We start from the raw sequence: 24,927 nt of genomic DNA, 5'->3' as shown, positions 1-24,927 counted from the left end.
AATAATCCAGTATAAAAAGGAGAGTTCTAAAAATGATTAAAATGGAAAAGAAATTATACACGGCTACTGTAAACGTTCAAGGCGGAAGAGAAGGCAAAGCGGTTTCCAGTGATGAGAATCTTAATGTGGACTTGAGATATCCCAAGGAATTAGGTGGTAACGGAGCTGGAACGAATCCCGAGCAATTGTTCGCTGCAGGATTTGCGGCATGCTTCGAAGGTGCGATGGGTACTATTCTTAGAAAAAGGAATATTAAAACCGAAGGTATAAAAATTGCTTCTCAAGTTACGCTCGGCAAGGATGCGGACGACGGCTATGTCCTAGCAATTACTATGGACATCACTATTAAAGGAGTAGAAACTAGCGTGGCTGAGGAAATCGTTGCAGAAGCTCATAAAGTTTGCCCATATGCCAAAGCAACTCATGGCAATATCGAAGTAATATCGAACGTTGTTGGTTAATTAGCGCATAGGATTCTTGATCATGCGTGAGTTTCTCTGTGATAAAACTCTTGCATGGTTAGATAAGGGGCTTAACCTTGTTTTACCTGAAAAACTAAGAATAGATACTTGAGAATACTTCAAAAAAAAAAGCTCTAACTAAATCGCCTTGACGAATTTGTTAGAGCTTTTTAGTGATTCTCAAAATAGACTATCGGAGTTTTGTATCGGCTTTACCGTTTAAAAAAGCTAATTTACTCCTTCTTAAATATCCATTAACATCCATTAGTCGCTAAGGTAGCTTAGAATTATGATATAAGTGTTATATAAAAAAGTAAGTAGATAACCTATATTAAGCTACTTACTAAAAGGGGAGAAGGGACCTTGATTAAATCAGCTGTGCTTTTAATACTTCTTACATTTAGTTTCATTTCTTTTCATCCGAAATGGGTAAATGGAGCTGAATTAAAAGTAGCTAATGACTTAATAATCATCAATACAAATAGCAATGAATTAGGCTTTATTAAAAGAGGGGTTTTAGAGAGAACGTTTAAAGTAGCAACAGGGTCTCCTGAAAACCAAACACCCACAGGTACATTTAAAATTGTAAATAAGATAAAGGATAGACCTTATTATAAAAAGAATATTCCTGGAGGATCACCGGATAATCCTTTAGGGGATAGATGGCTCGGTCTTAATATTAATGGTACCTGGGGAACCACATATGCTATTCATGGAAATAATAATGAAAAATCAATAGGTCAGCATATCTCTGAAGGTTGCATTCGGATGTACAACCGAGAAATTCGTTGGCTATTTGACCATATAAGCACAGATACTATTGTAATCATAACGAAAACATCAAAAAGCTTTGCCCAAGTGGCAAATCAAGAAGGTTATCAAATAACAGAATCTGTTAAATCTATGAATGTTTCAAAAAAGAAAGAGCATCATAAGCCGGCCCAGATTAATTCAGAAAAACCAAAAAAGAAGTTGTTTCAAGGACAAATTGTGATAATTAATACCTTTAATCACTCCATAGGTTTCATAAGTGATGCTAAGTTATTGTATAGGGACTATGGTACCCAATGGAATATAATGAGAAATCTTCCCAATGATCGATACCTTTTAAAAACATTGAAGAGAAATGAATATTCTCTTTATTCTTTTAATGAGACGCCATTAATTGTGAGTGCAAGTACCACACTTAATAAAATATCAAATGATGAATTCAAACAACTTTCTGTCATTGAAGTTAGTTTCAGTAATCCATATAACAAGTCTGGTGGAAATAACACATTCAACTGGAAACGAAGTGCAACACAGTTTAATACGAGAATTTTTAGTCAAAAATAATCCTTTGTCTTTTGTTCTTGAAAGGGGGACAGAGAAGGGCGAATTCACAAATGCTCGTACTCCAGAAGATCTCGGGGAGAATATTCATAATACGATGCGGGACTGACGGTCCTTGCACGAACGTCGACTGACAGAGAAAAGCTTCACTGTATAGCCAATTCCGCCGTAACCACGCTTGAATTTTAATTGGAATGGAAATTTATAAATATTTTAGAACAATCGTTCTTTATTGGAGAATAAATGATTGGAAGGAGGTACTGCCTATGAGTATAGGTTAGGATGCTGAGCCCCTTTTCTTGAAGCTTTTTGCACAGCTGCAACCGGTCCAATCCCCATAATGCTCGGATCTACGCCAGCGTTGCCGTTGGCTGTAATTTTAACTAGCGGCTGAATGCCAAGCTCTTCCGCTTTTTTCCAGCTTTCCTTGTATTTCTATTATTCGTAAGCCATCATCAAGGAGCATTGTGACACATTGGGGAGATTCAAGAATTATCATTTATAATTATACTTCTACTATACAAAACCTAGTACTAATCTTCTTGGAGAAAGAAATAAAATAATGATGAACGTAGAGAACCCCTTATAAGTATGAGGGGTTCTTTATATATTGCCTATTTGGAAGTTCAGGATGTGTATTTATAGTTATACTTTTCCTGTAACATTTGGAGCTTGTGGAAGATGTTCAGGTTTTATACAACCGAAGCTTACTGTTACAGAAGCTGAATGGGGAGATATAGTTCAACTTGTAAAAAAATTTTTAATTAACTCATTTGGCTGCGGAGACGGTTAAAGAACAGGTTTTCAGAAGTGTATTATCCTTCTCCACTATAGATAGTCTGCGTTAAATTTATTAAAATTCATATAGAACTTTCATCCTTATGTGTTATTGCAAGGAGAAAACATGAGATTCATTTGTAGGTGACCCAAACAATTGTTATATATATAAAGAAAATAAATAATGACTTCGGAAGAAGTACCGAAGTCATTTAGTGATATTAGGAGAGTGATAAAAAACTTTTAGTTTATTGGTTTGCTTTTTTAACCCATTCGGCAACAGTTGCTGTACGTTTAGCTTGATGTTTAACCGCAGCCTGTACATCTTCAACCATTTTTCCGTTTTGATCAACGGTTACACTTGTTCCATATGGATTTCCACCTGCTGAAAATGCTACGGGATCAGTGTAGCCTGGTGAAGCAACTATAGCTCCCCAATGATACATGGTTGTATATAAGGATAATATAGTCGCTTCTTGTCCTCCATGTGGATTTTGTGCAGAAGTCATTGCACTCACTACCTTATTCGCAAGCTTTCCACTAAACCAGAGTCCGCCAGTTGTATCCAAAAATTGCTTAACCTGACCTGGTACATTCCCAAATCGTGTTGGAACACTGAATATAATGGCATCTGCCCACTCCAAATCAACTAATGAAACAGGCGGAACACAGGTGGCTTCCTCTACATGAGCTGCCCAAGCAGGATTTGAGGCAATTGCCGATTCAGAGGCAAGTTCTGGTATTTTTAATATTTTTACATCTGCTCCTGCTTCTTTGCCACCTTCAGCTGCCCATTTTGCCAGCTGGTAATTTGTTCCGGTGGAACTATAATAGATTACGGCAAGATTAACGTTTGACATATTGCAACTCCTTAATTATCAAATTTGTTTTAATAATTAAAACTAAAATTCCTTATACCATTTATAAGAATCTCCAACACAGCGTCGGTTTATTCTTACTAGGCAGGAAGGCGCATTGGCCAGTAAACAAATAGAATTATCTTAATTTCTTATCGGGAATGAAAGCTAAACATCGAAATTTGTGATCTTACATTTGAGAATTCTTATTCGGTTGTTAAAATATCCCTTGTAGAAAACTCCTTATTTTGTTGATACTAATCACTAATTGGAAAAGGAGGGGTAATGGAATGTTTAATAAGTATGGTCTTGTTATTTTATTTATATTGATTTCACTGTGTTTAGTACTTCCGCAAAAGTTAAATGCTCAAGTTATCCATGAAGTAAAATATGGAGATAGCCTATCCAAAATTTCCTCAAAATATAAAGTTAAAAGCGAGTATCTTGCTAAACTGAACGGTCTTGCAAAAAATTCACAATTAGTAATTGGCCAATCCATTTTAATTCCTGGAACTTCGTATATAGTTCAACCAGGAGAGAGCTTATGGGAGATAGCAAATCGACATTCTATAAAAATAAAATTCATTAATGAACGTGAATCACTTGAAAAATCGCGTCTTATACCCTGGTCAAAAAATTCACATATCTCGACCGCAAAAAATGAATATCTGGACAGGTACTTACTTTGTTCCAAAAGATAAACATACTAATGATTGGATGCTTTCAAATTATAAAAGGACCCTCACTGGAATTTTCGTTTTTGAATATCGATCTGATAACAATGGAAATTTAATAGAAGGCGAAGAGAATCAGGCACATAAGATAGCTTGGAAAGAAAACCTTGCTCCATATGCAACACTTACTAATCTAAGTGAAAAAGGATTTGATCCAGATTTAACACATCGATTGATAAACACTCCTTGGCTACGAAAAAAACTGATAAATAATATCTACTCTCTTTTAGATAGTCATGATTATAAAGGTGTAGTAATTGATTTTGAGCAAGTTAAAAAAGCAGATAGATTAAATCTCAACATGTTTATAAAAGAGTTGTCCGAGAAATTACATCCATCTGGTATGGAAGTATTGATGGCTGTTCCTCCTAAAGAGGGAGCTTCTAACCCAGTTCATTCAATAGCTTATGATTATGCCACACTCGGTAAATATTTAGACAAAATGTTTTTGATGACATATGACTGGCATTGGCCCGGCGGACCTTCTGGACCGATTGCTCCAATTAATAGAGTCCGGGCCACATTAGATTATGCAGTCTCTGTCGTACCAAAATCTAAACTCATGCTTGGAATTCCTCAGTATGCTTATGATTGGACAATTACTGGCGAGAAAAGATCAGGGAAAGCTTATTCCACACAACGTGCTATTGATATTTATACAGGCTACCGAAGTGAAGTTCATTATGATGAAATAGCTGCAGCACCGTGGTTCAGATATGTTGATAAAGATGGAATCCAGCACGAAGTGTGGTTTGAAGATCCTAGGAGTCTTATTAGGAAATTCAAGCTTGTGAGAGAATATGGGTTAGCTGGAATGGGGTGCTGGCATTTAGGTTTAACTATGCCACAGACCGAAGAACTTCTATTAGAAGAGTTTAATGTTCGATAAAACACACTTTTCGATTATGATGAGTAGCAAACAGATGATTGGAATAAGCTTGTCAATATTAATTTAGCATTTCAAAAGCGCAGGAACAGTAGTTACAATAACAGGAGAAGGGTGCAAAAAGCTCTAACTTTTTGGCACCCTGTTTAAAATAAAGGTAGATATAAAAATGGGGTCAATACACCATCCGTTGCAGCATGCTAATAATGGAGATATCTCTCTTTTTGTGTTTAAAAAAGAAGTAAGATTTAATCCAGATAGTTCTTTCTCATATTAAGTGATCCAATAATCTTTTAATTTCATCAGTACAAAAGCATTGCTCTTTCCTGTTCAGAGCTTAGCTGTTTCTTGTTCTCCTTTTTCTTATGATCATATTTTTAATCGTTATCTCAATACTAACTCGTTTTAATATTAACAATAAATCTAGTGTCGTTAATGATTACATCTACTATCTCTGCTGTATTTCTTAGCGTATTATCGTATATAAATTTTTTATTTGAGGGTGCTGATTCCAGTTTGTTTAATAAAAACAAAGAGCGTTCTAATGAATCGTAATCTCCCCTTATACGTAAACGTTCTCTTAGTTTTTCTTTATCTGCTCTTAATACGATATATTTCAATGTTACCTGTAAATCTGATATATGTTTACAAAACCACTCAAGTTCATCTTCTACAACAAAGTCAATCACGACATTGAAGTCATGTTGAATAAAATTCCTCGTTAAAGCAAGGATATTCTCCCAAGTGAGACTTAACCGGTCCTCCCATGATGCTCTTGATCCGTGTTCAAACATATGTAGTATACAGTCACCCTCAAGAAGGACGCACTTTTTAACAGTTTGAGCAAGTTTTTTTGAAGTTGTTGATTTCCCAACCCCGAGCGGACCTGATAAGAGATAAATTATATTTTTTTTGTTTTCGTCTGACAATGGTAACATCCTTCCCAATCCCAAATATTGATTAAAAAATCTTATCGTATATCCCACATAATTATATTACCTCGTTAGATGTTAAATTAACGTATGTTTGACTAACGAGTGCGATTGCTTAACGATGTGTAGCTCTTCCTTTTAAAGTAAAAGGAAGTCTTGTGGAATAAGGATTCAATGTTTAAACTTTTTATTCAGCTATTCAGCAAAAATTATTGTTGGACGATCTTCAATTAAATGGCGGCTTATCTTTAAGTTAAGCGTCTTTACAGCGTTAGCTAAAAAAATTATATAGGTGCGAGCAGCTTTATTTATTTTTCTATACTATAGTATGGGACAAACTTGGCTCGGGGAAGGATAGGAGTAAGGAGGCGATTGATAAATGGCTACTTTCGAAGTTCTGTCCTTGATGCTTAGTTTTGGCATGTTTGTAATCGCTGTTTTGAAATTTCACGATCAAGATAAGGATTCTTGAACACGCTGAAAATGCGTGTTGTTTTTTGTCCAATAAAGGGAGTTGAGAACGAGATTGTGAATTGAGAGTAGAAGGGGTTTGATTATGAAACTACTTTCAGCCATCAGCAACTTCTGAATGACAAGGCCTTAAGGGCAAAGTTTTTCTAAAGGGTGTGTCTTCAAATAATTATATTAAACGTCCTTGCAATTCTTAACATAGGTCATTTTTTTATTAATACGCACTAAGTAAAAGATGGAAAAATAACAGGCTCACTTAGAAACATTACAGCTTAGTTATCAATAGATTCGAACAAGAATCATATTAAAGAAATGCCGCGCATAAAATATATAAACCAATAAGAAAGTGCGGTGTTTTTGTGTTTACTAATGCTGAAATGGTTAAGAGCGAAATAATGCACGGTCAGCTGTATTTGACTATTAAAGGCATATTCCATGCTGTTATGGACGTTGAATGTTATAACTGTAAACTAATCATTCATTTGGATAACAAAAATAATAGAAAAAATTTAACTGATATGATTCTTATTAATGATATTACAGGGTTATATGAATCAGTTAAAGGAATGTATGATGCGGAATTTGAGGAAGCAATAATGGATATTGCTATAAATCACGTATATCTTAAGAAAATTGCTTAACTATACTCATAAACATAGGTACAAATACTTTCATAAGTACTTGTGCATTTTTTTTGCTTTTTTAGTGATTAATAATGGACATGTATCTAACCAAATTCGTTTTAGAGACATGGTAATTGCTGCAAGGCAACAGGAAAAAAGCATACTGAAACTAACAGAAGAAGAACTTGATAATTTTAGAATTGAGTAAATTAGAAAAGAGCAGATCTTTTAAATACTACTCGAATAATGGACACTTAATAAAAAGTGCCCATTATTCGAATTTTTTTATTTTTTCCAATAATCAAGTCAAACTCTCCGATGAGGATTTAATATATAGAAAAAAGTAAACATTATTTTTAAAAATAGGCTTACTTTTTTCAATTTTTATCGTTTTTCCGAAGTAGACTCTCTAATAATTAACTTCGTTGGTAACAAGATCTCCTGAATCGGATCCTCTTTGTTTTCCATTCTCCAACAAAGCTGTTCCACTGCCTTTTTACCATAGTAACTTAAATCAATATCCATTGTTGTAATCTTTGGGGTTAAAATTTGTGATAATTGTCCATTGTCAAAGCTGCATATAGATACATTCTCAGGTATTTTGAATCCTCTTTGCTGTAAAACGGATGAAACAAGAAAACCAAGACCATCGTTCACACAAAACCATGCTGAAGGCTGGTCCTGAAGGTTATCCAGGAATAAACTGATTTCATCTTGATTTTCCTGTACGTTTGTTAACATTAAGTTTTCATTAGGTTTTATCCCATGCTTTTTTAAAGCAAGTAAGTATCCTTCAAATCTTTCTTGATAGCTTGGAGAAATGTCAACATTGCCCACAAACGCTATATCAAGATGTCCTAAATGGATTAAATGTTCTACAGCTGTAAACGCCCCAAAGCGATTGTTTGTTAAAATTGAATCAGCCTTTAGATATGGTGAGTGATGATCAATTAAAACAGTAGGGATGCCTGTACTAATAATTTTCGAAATATATTCTGTACTAATATGAGATAAAATTAAAATTCCATCAATATCGTGATTCGATAATACGGAAGGTAAAGTTAGATTCTTTTTAGATTCATTATCAATCGGTTCAATAAATAAATTCATGCCACGAGCCCGAACTTCTTTTTCACTACTTAGGTATATTTCACCAAAAAAGCTTTTAAGTGAAAAAGCATAATCAGAAGCGATTAACGCGATATTGCTGGACATCTTTTTATCCGCTAGTTTTTGTTTTCGACTATTTGGATAGTCATAACCTAATTCATTTGCTGTATTTTGTACAAGCGTTCTTGTCACTTCGCTAACTCCGGGTTTTCCAGTTAAAGCTTGAGAAACAGAGTTTTTCGAGATGTTTAGGCGATCCGCTATATCCTGCATCGTCACTTTTTTTTTCATATATATTAACGTTCTCCTTTGGACTATTTTCGTACTTATTAAGCAACATTAAGTAGTTTTAGTAATTTTATTGTAACGTTACAAATCAGGAAATGCAATAGCGTCATTTCAAAATATAACAGAAAAATTATATAAATTTGTCGACTTAGTAATTGACATTACCGATATTAGGTGTGATAATCATTTTACAAGGTTAATATAACGTTATTTAACGATTATTATTTGTTTTTGTAATTGTATCTATCATTGTTGAGAGACGGGGGATTAGTAAAAACAACTTTTTTTACATTTAGTTAGATGCATAAATACAATTTTGAAAAGAAATGACAGCGTTACCATTTTTTTTATTAGATTTATATAGTGTTACCCTTTAGGGAAATACTATTTGTTGTGAAGTATGGAAAAGATAATTAGTAATTGGAGGAATTTGGAATGAAGATGAAAAAAGTAGCATCGATCTTGTTTGCAGCTTCACTTACTGTTTCCGGGCTTGCTGCCTGTAGTACAGGTAATAAAGAACAAAACAGCGGCACCAAAGATGGGGTAACAACGATTGAATTTTGGGCTGCTCCAAACCCAACACAGCAAGTGTATTGGAAGGAAGTAGCGGAAGAATTTACAAAAGAAAATCCTGAAATAAAAGTGAATGTTAGTCCAATGAAGGAAAGCCCAACTTCTGAAGCAGGTATTCAATCTGCGATTGCTGGTGATAGTGCACCTACAATGTCGGAAAACATTAACCGTGGTTTTGCAGCTCAGTTAGCAGATAGTAAAGCCCTTGTACCTTTAGATGAATTAGATGGATGGGATAAAGTAAAAGAAAGCCGTAAGATGGATAATACAATGAAGGGCTGGGAATTTGCAGACGGCCACCAATATGTATTACCAATTTACTCAAATGCGATGTTGTTTGGTTGGAGATTAGACATTTTAAAAGAACTTGGATATAACGAACCGCCAAAAACTTACAGTGAAATGTTAGATGTGGCTAAGAAATTAAAAGAAAAATATCCTGATAAGTATGTGTGGGCAAAAGCAGACCTTGCTGATCCAACAGCTTGGAAGAGATGGTTCGACTTCTTCATGTTGTATAATGCGGCATCAGATGGTAACAAGTTTGTTGAAGGTACTAAATTTACAGGCGATGAAAAAGCGGGTATGCAAGTACTAGGATTTATGGATGATTTAAATCAAGCAGACGCTTTATTAACAAGGCAGTCAAAAGACCCGTTTGAATCTGGTTTAGGGATTTTCGTAGATGTTGGTCCTTGGACTATTCCATACTGGGCAGAAAAATTTCCAGAAATGAAATATAACGAAACTTATACATTAACCCCACCTCCTGTTCCAGATGACATGGATCCAAAAGAAGTTAAAACATTTGCTGATACAAAAGGATTAGTTGTTTACGCTTCAGCAACGAAAGAGCAACAAAAGGCAGCTATGAAATTCATTAACTGGGTTTACTCAAACCCTGAAAATGATTTGAAATGGCTTGAAAAGACGAACTTACCGCCAGCACGTGACGATTTAACAACAAATGAAACATTTAAGGCGTTCCTTGATAAAAATCCAGCATTACAACCATATGCAGCAGCCGTTCCAAATGCGATACCGCCAATGGATAACGCTAAATATAATGATATTCAAACGTTTATTGGTCAACATGCTTTCAATCCAGTTGTAAAAGGTGAGAAAGATCCAAAAACTGCTTGGAAGGATATGAAAGAGGCCATTGAGGGGGCTCTGAAATAATGAGCACAAAACAAGGAAGGATGGGCTGGCTTTTTGCCAGTCCTTATCTTTTATATGCAATCGTTTTCTTTCTAATACCTCTCGTGTGGTCACTGTTTTTATCTGTGACTGATTGGAATTTAATTGCACCAACTTTTAGTTTTGTTGGCTTAGAAAATTATGAAGAGGCTTTTCGAAGTGCTGGTGTCCAAAGTGCATTTTTCGTAACCTTTAAATTTATGGCTGTTTTTGTGCCATTAGTTATTGCTTCTTCAATCATTGTTGCCCTTATCGTTCAGGGATTACCTAAATTCAAAGGACTGTTTTTAATTGGATTTTTCCTGCCTTACTTAGCATCAGGGGTTGTTTCCTCACTCATCATAAAAGGTTTATTATCTTACAACAGTCCGATTAATGAATTTTTACGAAACGCCTTTGGCTTAGATATTAACTGGCTTGGTTCACCATTTGGAGCACTCTTTGTTGTAGCGGTGATTATCGCCTGGAAATTTACAGGGTACTATGCACTGATTTTGACTTCCGGGTTTGAGAGCATTAATAAGGAAGTATATGAAGCGGCGATGATTGATGGGGTAAATGGTTGGCAGCGTTTTTGGAAAATTACCTTTCCGCTCCTTTATCCTGCTTTATTTACGGTTTTAATTTTATCGATTGGTGTTACGTTTGGCATTTTCACTGAGGTTTACCAATTAACAGGCGGGGGACCAAATTTTGCAACCAATACATGGCAAATGGAGATTTTTACAAGAGCGTTCTCAAATCTTCAAGCAGGTTATGCTTCAGCGATTGCGATTATTGCTTCCGTTGTAACGTTTATTTCGATTTTTATCATTCGAAAACTCTTAGAAATGTGGGGAAAACGATATGGGTGGAGCTAAGAAGAATGGATTATGGTCACGTTATCTAATTGCCATTGTTCTCTTACTGATTATGATCTTTCCGTATATTTATATGGTGCTAAATTCTTTTGCTGATTGGAATCAAGTAGATAAGAAGCTGATTCCGACAGAATACTCTTTGAAATCGTATCAATGGCTGTTAGGCGGAGGAGAAGCATTAATTCCAAGACCATGGATCAATGCGTTTTTTAACAGTTTTATCGTCTCTACTGGTTCTACTTTGTTAATGATGGTCTCTGCGGTAATGGTTGCATATGCACTAGCGAAAATTCCGTTTAAAGGGAGAGACACCATTAATAACTTTATTTTATTTCAAATGTTCTTTCCGGCGATTATATTGCTAATCCCAACGTTCCTTGTCATTCAAAGAATCGGAATGTATGACTCATATTGGGGAATGATTTTGCCGAAAGCAATGAGTCTATGGGCTGTATTTATGTATACGAACTTTTTCAAGGCGATTCCAGACACGTTTATTGAAGCCGCAAAATTAGATGGTGCAAACGAATGGCAAATTATGTTCAAAGTCGTCCTGCCAATGTCAAAATCGATTACTACTGTTATTTTCTTATTCCTGTTTATGGAAAGATGGACAGAGCTATTGTGGGATATGTTAGTTGCGAAGAGTGACGACATGCTAACGCTGAATGTCCTTTTATCTCAAATGTTCGGTCCATATGGCGGTTATCCAGGCCCGTTGTATGCCGCATCTGTTATATTAACAATGCCAATCTTAATTATTTTCTTGCTTTTCGCGAAAAAGTTCCAAGAAGGTATGCAATTTACACTTAAGTAATCCAAGACTGGAGTTCTTACACAATGGTTAATTGGTGGAAACAATCGACTTTTTATGAAATCTACTTGCCAAGCTTTAAAGATGGAAATGGCGATGGAATTGGTGATTTTGTTGGAATCACCTCCAAACTTGACTATCTAAAAGAGTTAGGGATTGATGGACTGTGGCTCACTCCCTTTTATCCTTCACCAAAGGTCGATAACGGTTATGACATTTCGGAATACAAATCTATTGATCCTGATTATGGAACGATGGAGGATTTTGAGGCCTTCATTAAGGAAGCACATCAGCGTGGTATCCGTGTGATTGCCGATTTAGTTTTGAACCATACCTCAACTGATCATAAATGGTTCCAAGAGTCAAAATCGTCAAAGGATCATCCGAAACGTGAGTGGTATATTTGGAGAGATGAGCCGAACAATTGGGAATCGTTCTTTGGAGGCTCTGCATGGGAATATAATGAAGCGACAAACCAATATTATTACCACGCGTTTGCGAAGGAGCAGGTTGATTTAAATTGGGCCAATCCTGAAGTGAAACAAGCTATGTTTGATGTGATGAAATTTTGGCTTGAAAAGGGAGTCGATGGTTTCCGGCTTGATGTCATCAATTTCTTAAAGGTCAATGATTCTTTCAAAGACAATCCATATGACGTTGAAAAGAATGAACAAAATCACTTATATGATAAAGACCAAGAAGGAATTTTTCCGGTTATTACTGAAATAGCTGAGTTTGTGCATCAGTATCCCGATAAATTCCTTGTTGGTGAGGTTGGTTCCGAGGACCTGAAGATTCTAAAACAATATTCTGGTCTTAACAAATTAGATGTTGTGTTTAATTTTAATATCGGGAGTATTGGGGCGTTTGATTCGGATAAAATTTTTAATCAATTAGCGGAAACGGAGCAAGTTTATCATCCAACTCAAATTCCAACCTTGTTCTTTTCAAGTCATGATATGTCTCGGCATATTTCAAGGTTTGGTGGAGATGAGGACCGAGCCAAACTAGTTGCTGCTTTGATGCTTACGGCGAAGGGTGTTCCTTTCATTTATTATGGAGATGAAATCGGGATGAGGGATTGGGTTACCGATGACATCGCGAAAATGAAGGATGTCCAAGGATTAATGGCTTATGAGCTAGAAATTCAGTCGAAACAGTCGCATGAGAAGGCGTTAGCTGTAGCTAATGAGAAATCGAGGGATAAGTCACGTACCCCGATGCAATGGAATTCACATTCTAATGTAGGGTTTTCAGAGACTCTGCCCTGGATTACGATTCCGACTCATGCTTACAAAATTAATGTTGAAAACCAGCAAAATGATCTGAATTCAATGCTTTCTTTTTATAAAAGGCTGCTGAAGCTGCGAAAAGTACATTCTTCATTAGGTTTAGGGAATTATGAATTTTTACGTAATGAAAACGGAATGATCTACTTCGTCAGAAAAGATCAATTTGAAAAAATATTAGTTATTTTGAATTTTTCTGATCAATCAAAATCTCTCAATATAGCTGCTTGCTTTGCCTCGGATACAGAAATGCTGCTTTCATCAAAGCGAACGAGCTTAGAAGGCGGGAACTTGGTAACAATTTTAGCAAATGAAGCAATGATACTAAAGGGGGATATAGGAGATGAACATGTTAAGTAAAGGGAATGCTCAAACTTGTGAACAGCTATTAGAGGAATTCACTTCAAAAGCTCAACCAACCAATCCTGAAAAAATTGTATTCTCGGGTATTGGTGTAAATGATGTCTATAATATTAGCGCACCGTTTGAAGATGAAGGAGAGCTTGTGATTGCAGGACGAGTTGAATCACGTGACAGTGAACACTCTAATGTTTATTTTTTTGTCAAGAGAAACGGTGAGTGGGTGCCAAGAGAAAATGCACCTGTTCTTGAATTGCAAGATCCTTTTTTCACTAAAATAGCAGGAGAGCTTGTAGTGGGAGGGGTTCAAATTTTCCCTCATCCAACACTAGAAGGAAAACTTGGCTGGCGAACAGTTTTTTATAAAGGTCGATCGATTGCTAACTTAAAACAGTTTGCTAAAGGCCCAGATGGAATGAAAGACCTTCGACTTGTTGAGCTTAAGGATGGAAGTATTGGGATATTAACAAGACCTCAAGGAGAAAAAGGCGGAAGAGGAAAAATTGGCTGGACCCGTATCTCTTCATTATCGGAATTGACAACTGAAGTAATCGACGAAGCGCCTTTACTTGATGACCAGTTTATTGACGAGCAATGGGGCGGTGGGAACGAAGCGCACCTTTTAGCTAATGGTCTCATAGGCGTACTTGGGCATATTGCATCTTTTGATGAGCAAGGAAGCCGCCACTACTATCCAATGGTATTTGTAATTGATCCGGAAACAGGTGCATTTTCTGATATGGAGCTAATCGCAACAAGAAGGCATTTCCTTCCTGGTCCATCGAAGCGCCCAGACTTAGCAGATGTTGTGTTTAGTGGTGGTTTAGTTCGAAAATCAGATGGCACGGCTGATCTTTATGCAGGTATTAGTGATGCTGAAGCTCAAAAAATCACCATAACCGATCCGTTTTTATCATACGAGCAAAAATTCAGCATTAAGGAGAAATCAAAATGAACGTATATAGATATGAAGAGAACCCATTGGTCACACCAGCACATGTAAAACCGCATCGACCTGATTTTGAAGTGATTGGTGCCTTTAATGCAGGGATTGCAACATATAATGATGAAATTATTATGCTGCTTCGTGTTGCTGAACGCCCAATTAGTGAAGACTTAAATATTGTAAAAGCGCCTATATATCGTCCACAAACGAATGAACTAGAGATTTTAGATTTTAATTTAAATGATCCTGCTTATGATTTCTCTGATCCGCGAGTCATTCGGGAAAATGGCGATAAACAAGGTTTTAAGTACTTAACTTCTTTGTCGTATTTACGTATTGCACGAAGCAAAGATGGTCATCAGTTCACCATTGATGATACCCCATTTGTTTACCCATCCAATGAATTAGAAACCTTTGGAATTGAAGACCCGCGGATTACACAAATAGAAGATACCTATTATATTTATTTTAGTGCTATTTCACCAGTTGGCGTTGGAGAATCAATGGTTTCCACTAAAGATTTTGTAACTACTGAACATCATGGGATGATTTTTGCGCCGGAAAACAAAGATGTTTTAATCTTCCCTGAAAAAATAAACGGAAAATATTATGCCATTCATCGTCCAGTACCGAAAAGTGTCGGAGAGCCAGAGATGTGGATTGCTGAATCGACCAATCTCCTACACTGGGGTAATCACAAGCATTTGCTAGGATTACGTGAAGGTATGTGGGATAGCGCACGTATGGGCGGAGGAGCTGTTCCTTTTAAAACGCAAAAGGGCTGGCTTGAGCTTTACCATGGAGCAACCAAAGACCATCGCTATTGTATGGGAGCTGTTTTACTTGATTTAGAAGATCCGACAAAGGTCATTGCTCGCTCCGATCAACCGATTCTAGAACCTGAAGCTGATTATGAAGTAGAAGGGTTCTTTGGAAATGTAGTCTTTTCATGTGGGGCTATCGTTGAAGGGGATGTTGTCAAAATGTTTTACGGTGTTGCAGACACATCGATGGCTTGTGCTGAATTAAGCTTACAGGAAATTCTTGATTCAATGACTTATATTAAATAGTGAGCTTTTGTTGTGAGGATGACTCAAAGCAAAGGGACATACCCCTCAACACACAATATACTGAAATACCACTATATTGTGAATGGTGAGGAGTTGTGCCTTATTGAGACATCCTCCTTTTATTTTAGATGTAAATTAACAAGGCAGGTGACGTTCCTATGAAAATAAATGAAAACTGGAAAATAAGACAATTTGATGTGGGGACTTTTCGTGACCTGGAAGTGGCTTCTCCTGAATATATTGATTATTTTTGGATGACAGCATCTGTACCTGGTGATGTTCATTCAACCTTAATAGACCGAAAATTGATTGAGGACCCTTTTTACGGACATAATGATCTCAAATGTCAGTGGGTAGAAGAAAAGGTGTGGTGGTATCGCAACACTTTTGAGTTCTATGATGATGTTTCGAAAGACGACCGCTATGAGTTGATTTTCGATGGACTTGATACGTTTGCTACGGTTTATTTAAACGGTGTGGAGCTAGGTTCAACAGAAAATATGTTTATTAGTCACACCTTTGAAGTGGCAAGGGAACTAAAGAGAGGGAAAAATTTTCTGGCCATAAAATTTGATCCAGTACATGTTCATGTAAAAGATAAGGTCCAATATTACTGGTCAGGATTTAGCAAGAAACGGATATGGACACGAAAAGCTCAAAGCCACTATGGCTGGGACTGGGGCCCGCGCTTGGTTGCTGCAGGGATTTGGAAAGATGTTCATTTAAAGAAAAGACCCTTTGCCAAAATCGATAATGTGTTTGCGAAAACGAAATTTATATCACAAGACAGAGCGATTGTCGAAGTGGATCTAGAAATCAATTCATTTAGGAGAGAAAAAGATTATGAAGTCTATGTAAACCTTTCGTATGGGGATGAAAGGTTTGCAACTAAAGTTAGAGTGGATCGCAAAAAAGCAACAGCTGTATTGGAAGTGGAAAATCCTAAGCTATGGTGGACACATGACATTGGGACGCCTCATCTTTATCTACTAACTGTTGAGTTGTTTGCAGATGGTGTGAAAGTTGATGATAGACAAGAAGAGTTCGGCATTAGAACCATTGAAGTGCTTCGTAAAGATGAAGAAGGAAATCATTGTTTTACCTTTGTTTTAAATGGAGAAAAGGTATTTGCTAAAGGCGCTAATTGGATTCCGATTGATAGTTTTATTGGAGCAGTCCCGGATTCTCGTTATAAGCATTTAATCAAGATGTCCAAAGACGCGAATATGAATATGCTTCGCGTATGGGGCGGCGGCATCTATGAAAAAGATGTGTTTTATAACGAGTGTAATCGACTTGGCATTTTAGTCTGGCAGGATTTTATGTTTTCATGTGCTCTTTATCCCGATTACAACATGAACTTTATGGCTAATGTCAAAGAGGAAATTATTCATGTTGTTAAAAAGCTTCGGAATCATCCTAGCTTGGCTTTATGGTGCGGTAACAATGAAAATGACTGGCTGTATGAAGCGTTGTTTTCGTCAGGGGAAATTCAACATCCTTTTTACGGTGAAAAAATCTATCATGAATTAATGCCGGAATTGTTAGAAGAACTCGATCCAACTCGCTTGTTTTGGCCAAGTTCCCCATTTGGAGGAAATGACCACAACTCTAGAGACCAGGGAGATACCCATAATTGGCAAGTTTGGCATGGTAATATTGAGCCGAGAACATTTGGTGAGCCGCAGACGGTGGATTACAGTATCGAAGGGTTGTCGTTTAAACATTTTAAAAATGATACCACAACCTTTGCAAGTGAATTTGGTATGCACGCTTCTTCCAATCGCTATACATTAGAGCGAAACATCCCTAAGGATCAATTTTTCTGGGGAAGCGAAGAAATGGCGTACCGCAATAAAGATATCCATCATCCAAAAGGAATTTTGTTAATGGAAGGATATACAGGAGCTCCGAAGGATTTAGATGAATACATTGCTTTTTCGATGTTAACGCAGGCAGAAGGATTGAAATATGGAATAGAACATTATCGACGGAATAAACCACATACAAGCGGCGCGCTATTTTGGCAGCTTAACGACTGCTGGCCTGGTACAAGCTGGTCGGTCATCGACTATTATTTATTGCCAAAGGCTTCCTATCATTATGCTAGAAAATTCTACAGCCCAGTTCTATTGACGGCGGATTATATCCCAGGGAAAGATTTATCTATTTGGATTGTTAATGATCGCTTAGAAACCTATCAGGACGAAATTGAGCTGGCTGTTTATCAATTTAATGGAGAAAAAGTATTTTCAAAGCAATGGATGGTTTCAATTGAGCCAAATGTGTCGAAACAAGTGGCAGCAGTTTTGGAACAGGATGCTTTAGGCAGACTTCAACCAGATGAAGCTGTTTTCGTCATCCGCTCAAAGAATGATAAAACCAATGAAAACATCTATTATTTCCGCGATCAAAAGGATTTGAAACTAGGTGATTCAGAATTAACAGTCACCATAGACCAAGAGAAAAATGAGTTGACTGTTTCCACAAATGTGCTAGCACGGATGGTAACGATTGAAGTGGATATGGAACAATTGGTAATCGAGGATAATTTCTTTGACCTACTTCCACATGAGAGCAGAACTCTTAGGGTCTCGCAGGCAGAGGGAAAAGAAATACCTTGGGAGACTTTGAGAGTCAAGGCTATTAATAGTGTGAAACCAAAGGGGCCGTTATTATGAAAGCAGCGGTTTTACAAGGAACAAAGCAAATAAAAGTGATGGATTGGAACTATCGATCACCATCCCCAAAAGAGGTAATCGTAAGAGTAAAAAGCTGCGGTATTTGTGGAACAGATCAGCATATCTACCATGGCCATCCTGGTTCTGCTGAAGTCAATCCACCGATCGTTCTTGGGCACGAATTAGCTGGAGAAGTGGATGAGGTAGGTACAGAAGTATCTTTCTTGCAAAAAGGCGACCGTGTTTCTATTGATCCGAACATTTATTGCGGGACATGTGAGTATTGTCGCAGCAACCGCGCTCATTTATGTAATCATCTTCAGGCAATAGGTGTAACAAGAGATGGTGGAATGGGAGAGTATTGTGTTGTACCAGGAGCTAATTGTTATAAGATTCCAGACAATATGACGTTTGAAGAGGCTGCTCTTGTTGAGCCATTAGGCTGTGTTTTACATGGTTTTAAGAAAATTCACTTGTCATCCTTAAGTAAGGTACTTCTTATTGGTGGAGGTTTTATTGGACAATTATTTTTACAATTGGTGAAACAGCAAAATGTTCAATCCATCATAATAAGTGAACCTGCTGATTATAAAAGGGAGCTTCTATATGAGTTGGGTGCCGATGAAGTGATCCATCCAATGAATGCTGGAAAGTTAGAGGCAGACGTGGTAATTGAATGTGTGGGCAGACGTGAGAGCATGGAATTGGCTGTCAAATCAGCAGCAAAGGGCGGCCAAGTGTTACTTTTTGGGGTTTCTGCACCGAATACAATGATTTCGGTTTCGCCATTTGACATTTTTTCAAAGGAGCTTTCCATAATGGGCTCGTTCGTGAACCCATTTACGCACGAAGAAGCTATTTCACTTATTGCGAAAAAAGTGGTGGATGTCGGGTCGCTTATTTCTCATCGTTTTACAATTGAAGAGGTTTCAGAAGAAATGGCTAACTTCCCAAATCTTAATGTTTCAAAAGCGATCATTAACCACTAGTTGCAGAAGTTGTCGGCCTAAAGAGCCGACTCTACTGCAAAAGGAGTTTAAAAGGATGTTTCAAATTTTCAAGTCTGATTCCATCACTATATTTTATCTGGAAAAAACCTAAAAAGGGGCTCGTGGTTAGTTCTAGTGAAACGTAGAAAAAAGGAAATCTGGAAGTATAATAGGATATATTTTCATTTGGAGGGATTTGAGTATGTTAGGAGCAATCGAAGCAGGTGGGACAAAGTTTGTTTGTGCTGTTGGTGATGAAAATGGTAAAATTTCAGATCGAATTCAGGTTTCTACCACTGTACCAGCGGAAACTATGCCAAAGGTGTATGACTTTTTTAATAAATATCCTGTTAAAGCGATTGGGATTGGTTCATTTGGGCCAATCGATGTAAACCGAGATAGTTCTACTTACGGATATATTACGTCGACGCCTAAATCGGCGTGGAAAGATTATCCTTTTGTGCAAGCATTAAAAGACTCATTTTCTGTTCCAATTGGATTCAATACAGACGTTAATGCTGCAGCCTTGGGAGAAGCAACCTTTGGCGCTGCTAAAGGATTGGACAGCTGCTTGTACATTACCGTTGGTACAGGAATTGGAGCAGGAGCTATTGTTCAGGGGGAACTACTTCAAGGGCTTTCGCACCCTGAAATGGGACATATCCTTGTGAGGCGTCATCCGGATGATAAGTATCAAGGAAAGTGCCCTTATCATCACGATTGCTTAGAAGGTCTTGCTGCCGGACCTGCTATTGAAGCTCGGTGGGGGGACAAAGGTGTTAACCTTGTTGATCGGATGGAAGTTTGGGAATTGGAAGGCTACTATATTGCCCAAGCTCTCATGCAGTATCTTTTAATTTTATCACCAAAAAGGATTATTCTTGGTGGGGGAGTCATGAACCAGGAGCAAGTATTCACTAATATTTACAAGTATTTAAAAGAACTAGTTAACGAGTATGTTGTTTTACCTGAGCTTTCTGAGTATATTGTTCGTCCAGGTTTAGGGGATAATGCAGGAATTACTGGAGCCCTTATGCTTGCACATCGAGCATTTCTAATGGAAAACCAAAGTTAAAACTACTTCAGGAGGAATTAAAGTGCAACCTTTATTTTTAAAACCAGTTTTTAAAGAACGAATTTGGGGTGGAACAGCCTTACAAACAGAATTTGATTACGATATTCCAAATAATAAAACAGGGGAATGCTGGGCAATTTCCGCTCATCCAAATGGACCTTCTATCATAGAAAATGGTCCATATGCTGGCATGGCGTTGGACGAGCTATGGCGTGAGAACCCAGAGCTTTTTGGTAACCCGAAGGAAGAAGTTTTTCCGCTATTGACGAAGATATTGGATGCAAACATGGATTTATCCGTTCAGGTCCATCCAGAGGATTCCTATGCTAAGGAACACGAAAGTGGAGAACTTGGTAAAACAGAATGCTGGTATATCCTTGACTGCAAAGAAGGAGCCGACATGATCTTCGGCCACAATGCAAAAACAAAAGAAGAATTAATCCAACAAATTAATTTAGGTAATTGGAACGTACTACTGGGCAGAGTGAAAATCAAGCCTGGTGATTTTTTCTATGTACCAAGCGGAACTATCCATGCATTATGTGAAGGCACTCTTGTATTAGAAACACAGCAAAGCTCTGACACAACCTACAGAGTGTACGATTACAATCGTAGAGATACAGAGGGCAAATTGCGAGATCTTCATTTAGAAAAAGCGATTGATGTGACAACTGTGCCACATCACGACTCTGGGGTTGCGCCTAAAGTTCAGAAGCATGAGAATATGACGACTACCACGTTTATAGAATCAGAATTTTTCTCAGTGTACAAGTGGGACATAGAAGGGAAGGTTACTCTTTCATTTAATGATCAATATATGCTTCTAAGTGTGATCAAGGGTGACGGAACCCTAGTTCACAATGGTGAGAAATATTCTCTTAATAAAGGAACACATTTCATAATTCCAGTGGGATTAGGAGAATTTGAATTAGATGGGGATTGTGAATTGATTGTTTCCCATCCGTAAGCATTACAAATGTTGTCGAAGATTGATAAATGGAACCAGAATTAATCGCTCTGGTTCCTTTACTTTTTTTTATTAAGTGTTCGCAAAAATTGTTGTGTTCCGTAGGTTTTCAAAATAAGGCAGGTCAATGAGTGGTTGGCGAAGAGTATAAGAACAGGGCATGGAGCTGACTCTATGTCTGGATAATTATTCAAGATGTATCTGGATTGTCAAAAAGACTAAAGGGTTAAAAGGCTGTGGATTATTGATAATTAATATTTTGGAGGTATTTAATGCATAATATCAACGTCGATTTAGTTATTAAATTAATAAATGAACAATTTCCAGAATGGTCTGATTTAGATATCAGTGCTGTCAAATTTAGTGGTAATGATAATAGAACCTTTCATTTAGGTGATCATATGAGTGTAAGGTTACCATGTGCAGCATCCTATGCTACTCAAGTGGAGAAAGAATTAAGATGGCTACCAATATTAGCTAAAGACCTTTCTTTACCAATATCTACACCCTTAGCTAAAGGTAATCCTAGTGAAGAATATCCCTGGTCTTGGTCTATCAACAAGTGGTTAGAGGGAGAGACATTGTCTCTTAAGAAAATTAATGATCTTAATCAATTTGCAAGAGACTTGGGGACATTTTTAATTAAATTACAGTCTATTGATGCTAGTGGAGGTCCATTAGCTGGAAAGCATAATTTTTATAGAGGTGGACCTATATCTGTATACGATGAAGAGACTAGAGATGCAATTGATAATAATAAAGATTCTTTTAATGAACAATGCTTGAAAGAAATTTGGGAACTGGCATTAGATTCTAAATGGGATTCAGATCCAGTTTGGGTTCATGGTGATATTGCACCAGGAAATATACTGGTTAAAGATGGAAAGCTTTGTGCGGTTATTGATTTCGGAATATTGGGTGTAGGAGACCCTTCTTGTGATGCTGCTATGGCATGGACATTTTTTGATGATCATAGTAGAAAGATATTCAAGAATGTATTAAATATGAACGAAGGAACATGGAACAGAGCAAGAGGATGGGCTGTATGGAAGGCTTTAATAACATACAATGGTAATAAAAATTCTAACAAAGCAATTGCAGATGAATCATATAATATTATTAAAATTATCATGGATGATTACGAATCAGAAAAAACAAAAAAATAATATTCAATTACAAATTCGATTGATTAGATATTTATTATTCAGTTAAGGGGGCTTATAGCTGTTTTCATTAAACATATTTGTTGAACTAAACAATTTAATAGAAGCTTATTCTTATTCCATTAAAGGGTGCATAAGCTGAAGATTAGTGCTGTCTTTAAGGCAGCTTTTCTGTATGCAAATATAGAAAAATGTTAGTATAACAAGAATGTCTATAAAGGAAAGGAATAAATCATCTTTATGGGTGTACAATGTACCTAATCAATACATTTGAGCTATATAATAGTAAGATAAGATAAATCATTGTCATTTGTCCCTGATAGATAACTAAACTTCATTTTATAACATTTACGTAGGTAGCATAGTAACAGAAATTAATCTCATTAGGAGAAATAAGCGATGGCAGTTAAAACAAATTTTTCATCAAATAACTTTAAAAACATTCTTTCAAATTACAACTTGGGTGAACTTGTATACTCTAACCCAATTACCAAGGGTACAGTACAGACTAATTTTTTTATTAAGACAACAACCAATAAACTTGTTTTTAGATATTATGAAAATCGTACAACAGAATCTGTTTTATTTGAAATTAACTTAATAAACTATTTACAAGAGAAAAAATATCCGTGTCCCACTCCATTATGTAATAATTATGGACATTTCATTGGTATCTATAATGATAAGCCTTATGTTGTATTTAGTTTTATTGAGGGTGAGCATATAGATAATCCCACTAATAATCAAAAAAAACAGCTCATAGAAAAAGTTGCTGAATTACACAATATTACTAAAGGGTATAAATCTGATTTAACACAGTATCGATTGAATTACAACGTTGAACAATGTGAAAAGCTAGCTCAGGAAAGTGCTGAAAAGATAAATACATTAAATTCTCAAGAAAAACTTAAGTGGTACAGATATCAACTGAATCAGCTAGTCCTTCCAAGCTCTTTACCAAAGGGTATTTGTCATTGTGACTTTCATATCTCCAATATCCTTTATCATCACGATGAATTCAAGGCTCTTATAGACTTTGATGATGCCAATTATACATTTTTAACATTTGACCTTATGTGTATGTTAGAACCGTTTAAAACTACCTTTGATTGGGATACTTGGGATAAATTCAGTTTAGAAGACGATGTCTTTGATTTTAGTAATGCGAAGACAGTAGTATTAGAATATTCTAAATGTAGACCTCTAAATGAATCTGAAAAAATACATTTATTTGATTTACTGAAATTCGGAATTTTAATTGACTGTATTTGGTACTTTGAAAGAGGTGATGTAAAGGATTTTTTCGAAAAACGAAAAATTGACTATCTTGATAATTTAGGTAGAGAAAATTTTTATAAGAAGCTCTTCGGATAATCAAATGGCTCTTTGCCCCATTTGATTGTTAAGGTCTGTTACGTTTCCCCAACCAAAGCCAGATCCCACGAGCGTAGATCCTTGCACATCGCCAATTTATCCATCCGAAATTAAATCACGGATATAACATAAGTGAATTCCTTCCTACTTAATCCTGACAGGTAGCTTCACATTCTGATTTCTTTTTCCAAACCCTAAAGCAATAGCAGCGCCAATACAGCTAAATAGGGAACCAGCAAATAAATACCATGATGGATCTGACTCACCGATAAAAACAGAGGCAACTCCACCAATAGCTGGGAAAAGAGCGACCATATAGCCGCTTTGAGCTCCTCCAATTTTTTCTACAATCTTTAAATAAAATAACCATGCCGCAAATGAAGCAACCAGAGTTAAATATAACAACGCAGATAAGTATGATACAGATCTTGGAATTATAAATTCTTGTCCTTGGAACAATACAATTGCCCCCATCAATAAACTGCCCACTGTAAATCCAATTGCATTTTCATAAATTGGATCAACCTTTCGATTTGCATTTCTTGCCGAGCTGGCGTCGCCAACTGACGTTAGAAGTGTACCTAGGAAAGCAATCATAATTCCTTTTATGTCATTGAACCCTTGAAAGTTTTCTAAAGTGGATAGATAAGAATACATACGCCCAATACACCTAGAGTTCCTCCAATTAAAAACCTTGAATATAAATTTTCTTTTAAAAAAATTTGGAGAGCTATCGGAGTCAAAATCACTTTTAACGATAAAACAAGTGTTACGATTGCTGCCGTACTCAAAATTGTAGCGTAATAAAGGCACAGATAGCTTAATGCAAAGTTACATATACCAAACACTATTCAGATGGAATATCTTTTCTTGTTGGTCTCCCCATTGGGCGAAGGAACCAAACAAGAACCCAAAATAAAAAGGATGTTATAACTAAACGATAAGTTAAGGATAATTCCAAGCTTACTGGTGTTCCTTGAATTTTTACCGCAATAAAATTAAGTCCCCATACAATCAAACAAAATATGTACATGAATTTTACCAGGGTATTACCTCTTCCTGGTGTCTGGCTAACCATGTTAATGAATGATT

Annotated in this window: 21 protein-coding genes and 3 pseudogenes; 19 read left to right on the top strand and 5 right to left on the bottom strand. The window is 36.6% G+C overall.

Translation table 11 applies throughout. The annotated features are described in order from the left end of the window. Window positions 1-32: 32 nt before the first annotated feature. From E2R53_RS21170 to E2R53_RS21160, 3 genes and pseudogenes are all read left to right on the top strand, one after another. Window positions 33-461 carry an organic hydroperoxide resistance protein gene (locus E2R53_RS21170; RefSeq protein WP_133313697.1) on the top strand — a complete coding sequence of 143 codons (429 nt, stop codon included), beginning with the start codon at window positions 33-35 and terminating at the stop codon, window positions 459-461. Between the two features lie 22 nt (window positions 462-483). Continuing rightward, window positions 484-573 (top strand): annotated as a pseudogene (locus E2R53_RS21165) (Rrf2 family transcriptional regulator); the annotation flags it as partial. A 251-nt stretch (window positions 574-824) separates the two neighbouring features. Next, entirely contained in the window at window positions 825-1,796 is a 972-nt protein-coding gene (locus tag E2R53_RS21160; protein ID WP_133313696.1) for a L,D-transpeptidase, read from the top strand. A gap of 285 nt (window positions 1,797-2,081) precedes the next feature. Here the strand turns inward: E2R53_RS21160 and E2R53_RS23725 are convergent. Then, window positions 2,082-2,216: pseudogene (locus E2R53_RS23725) on the bottom strand (acetyl-CoA C-acyltransferase); the annotation flags it as partial. Between the two features lie 602 nt (window positions 2,217-2,818). Further along, window positions 2,819-3,430 carry an NAD(P)H:quinone oxidoreductase gene (wrbA, locus tag E2R53_RS21150; protein WP_133313695.1) on the bottom strand — a complete coding sequence of 204 codons (612 nt, stop codon included), beginning with the start codon at window positions 3,428-3,430 and terminating at the stop codon, window positions 2,819-2,821. Window positions 3,431-3,717: 287 nt separating this feature from the next. On the opposite strand from wrbA, the gene E2R53_RS23720 reads away from it, so the two are divergent. Together E2R53_RS23720 and E2R53_RS21145 are read left to right on the top strand one after the other, a co-directional pair. Continuing rightward, window positions 3,718-4,128: a LysM peptidoglycan-binding domain-containing protein gene (locus E2R53_RS23720; protein ID WP_286166361.1), complete on the top strand. Its 411-nt coding sequence runs from the start codon at window positions 3,718-3,720 to the stop codon at window positions 4,126-4,128. After that, complete coding sequence (locus tag E2R53_RS21145) at window positions 4,088-5,050, top strand: glycosyl hydrolase family 18 protein (RefSeq protein ID WP_286166360.1); 963 nt, start codon at window positions 4,088-4,090, stop codon at window positions 5,048-5,050. Before E2R53_RS23720 ends, E2R53_RS21145 begins: the two co-directional genes overlap by 41 nt. A 392-nt stretch (window positions 5,051-5,442) precedes the next feature. Here E2R53_RS21145 and E2R53_RS21140 read toward each other — a convergent pair whose 3' ends face one another. Beyond that, window positions 5,443-5,985 carry an AAA family ATPase gene (locus E2R53_RS21140; protein ID WP_206197419.1) on the bottom strand — a complete coding sequence of 181 codons (543 nt, stop codon included), beginning with the start codon at window positions 5,983-5,985 and terminating at the stop codon, window positions 5,443-5,445. Between the two features lie 373 nt (window positions 5,986-6,358). Between E2R53_RS21140 and E2R53_RS23715 the strand changes: the two genes are divergently transcribed. After that, window positions 6,359-6,451 carry a putative holin-like toxin gene (locus E2R53_RS23715; protein WP_243551443.1) on the top strand — a complete coding sequence of 31 codons (93 nt, stop codon included), beginning with the start codon at window positions 6,359-6,361 and terminating at the stop codon, window positions 6,449-6,451. A gap of 394 nt (window positions 6,452-6,845) precedes the next feature. Beyond that, complete coding sequence (locus tag E2R53_RS21135) at window positions 6,846-7,091, top strand: hypothetical protein (protein WP_133313693.1); 246 nt, start codon at window positions 6,846-6,848, stop codon at window positions 7,089-7,091. Between the two features lie 366 nt (window positions 7,092-7,457). On the opposite strand, the gene E2R53_RS21130 is transcribed toward E2R53_RS21135, so the two are convergent. Continuing rightward, window positions 7,458-8,474: a substrate-binding domain-containing protein gene (locus E2R53_RS21130; RefSeq protein ID WP_133313692.1), complete on the bottom strand. Its 1,017-nt coding sequence runs from the start codon at window positions 8,472-8,474 to the stop codon at window positions 7,458-7,460. Window positions 8,475-8,912: 438 nt separating this feature from the next. Here E2R53_RS21130 and E2R53_RS21125 point away from each other — a divergent pair, with 438 nt between their 5' ends. The 12 genes from E2R53_RS21125 to E2R53_RS21070 all read left to right on the top strand — a co-directional run bounded on the left by E2R53_RS21125 (window position 8,913) and on the right by E2R53_RS21070 (window position 23,835). After that, a complete protein-coding gene (locus E2R53_RS21125; protein WP_133313714.1) occupies window positions 8,913-10,229 on the top strand; it encodes an extracellular solute-binding protein in 1,317 nt (438 codons plus the stop codon). Further along, window positions 10,229-11,107, top strand: coding sequence for a carbohydrate ABC transporter permease (locus E2R53_RS21120; protein WP_133313691.1), 879 nt, complete (start codon window positions 10,229-10,231; stop codon window positions 11,105-11,107). Before E2R53_RS21125 ends, E2R53_RS21120 begins: the two co-directional genes overlap by 1 nt. Then, complete coding sequence (locus tag E2R53_RS21115) at window positions 11,094-11,924, top strand: carbohydrate ABC transporter permease (RefSeq protein ID WP_133313690.1); 831 nt, start codon at window positions 11,094-11,096, stop codon at window positions 11,922-11,924. The genes E2R53_RS21120 and E2R53_RS21115 overlap by 14 nt, the downstream gene beginning before the upstream one ends. A 23-nt stretch (window positions 11,925-11,947) precedes the next feature. Beyond that, window positions 11,948-13,570, top strand: a complete 1,623-nt coding sequence (locus E2R53_RS21110) for a glycoside hydrolase family 13 protein (protein WP_133313689.1) — start codon at window positions 11,948-11,950, stop codon at window positions 13,568-13,570. Then, window positions 13,560-14,525, top strand: a complete 966-nt coding sequence (locus E2R53_RS21105) for an MTP-1 family protein (RefSeq protein ID WP_133313713.1) — start codon at window positions 13,560-13,562, stop codon at window positions 14,523-14,525. Before E2R53_RS21110 ends, E2R53_RS21105 begins: the two co-directional genes overlap by 11 nt. Then, complete coding sequence (locus E2R53_RS21100; protein WP_133313688.1) at window positions 14,522-15,586, top strand: BtaManbiosPhlase; 1,065 nt, start codon at window positions 14,522-14,524, stop codon at window positions 15,584-15,586. Before E2R53_RS21105 ends, E2R53_RS21100 begins: the two co-directional genes overlap by 4 nt. Before the next feature lie 158 nt (window positions 15,587-15,744). Then, on the top strand, window positions 15,745-18,267 hold the full coding sequence (locus E2R53_RS21095) for a beta-mannosidase (protein WP_133313687.1): 2,523 nt from the start codon (window positions 15,745-15,747) through the stop codon (window positions 18,265-18,267). Further along, a complete protein-coding gene (locus E2R53_RS21090) occupies window positions 18,264-19,256 on the top strand; it encodes a zinc-dependent alcohol dehydrogenase family protein (protein WP_133313686.1) in 993 nt (330 codons plus the stop codon). The genes E2R53_RS21095 and E2R53_RS21090 overlap by 4 nt, the downstream gene beginning before the upstream one ends. 202 nt (window positions 19,257-19,458) lie before the next feature. Then, the gene (locus E2R53_RS21085) at window positions 19,459-20,331 is read left to right on the top strand and encodes an ROK family protein (RefSeq protein WP_133313685.1); all 873 of its coding nucleotides are present in this window, start codon (window positions 19,459-19,461) and stop codon (window positions 20,329-20,331) included. A gap of 16 nt (window positions 20,332-20,347) precedes the next feature. Then, entirely contained in the window at window positions 20,348-21,298 is a 951-nt protein-coding gene (gene manA / locus E2R53_RS21080) for a mannose-6-phosphate isomerase, class I (protein ID WP_165971066.1), read from the top strand. A gap of 272 nt (window positions 21,299-21,570) precedes the next feature. Further along, complete coding sequence (locus tag E2R53_RS21075) at window positions 21,571-22,464, top strand: aminoglycoside phosphotransferase family protein (protein ID WP_133313683.1); 894 nt, start codon at window positions 21,571-21,573, stop codon at window positions 22,462-22,464. Between the two features lie 396 nt (window positions 22,465-22,860). Next, complete coding sequence (locus E2R53_RS21070; RefSeq protein ID WP_133313682.1) at window positions 22,861-23,835, top strand: homoserine kinase; 975 nt, start codon at window positions 22,861-22,863, stop codon at window positions 23,833-23,835. Window positions 23,836-23,979: 144 nt separating this feature from the next. On the opposite strand, the pseudogene E2R53_RS21065 reads toward E2R53_RS21070, so the two are convergent. After that, window positions 23,980-24,880 (bottom strand): annotated as a pseudogene (locus E2R53_RS21065) (DMT family transporter). Window positions 24,881-24,927: the final 47 nt, after the last annotated feature.

This window comes from Peribacillus frigoritolerans (genome assembly GCF_004358755.1).
Lineage (GTDB): Bacteria > Bacillota > Bacilli > Bacillales > Bacillaceae > Bacillus_P.
This window is presented reverse-complemented; position numbering and strand designations above follow the sequence as displayed.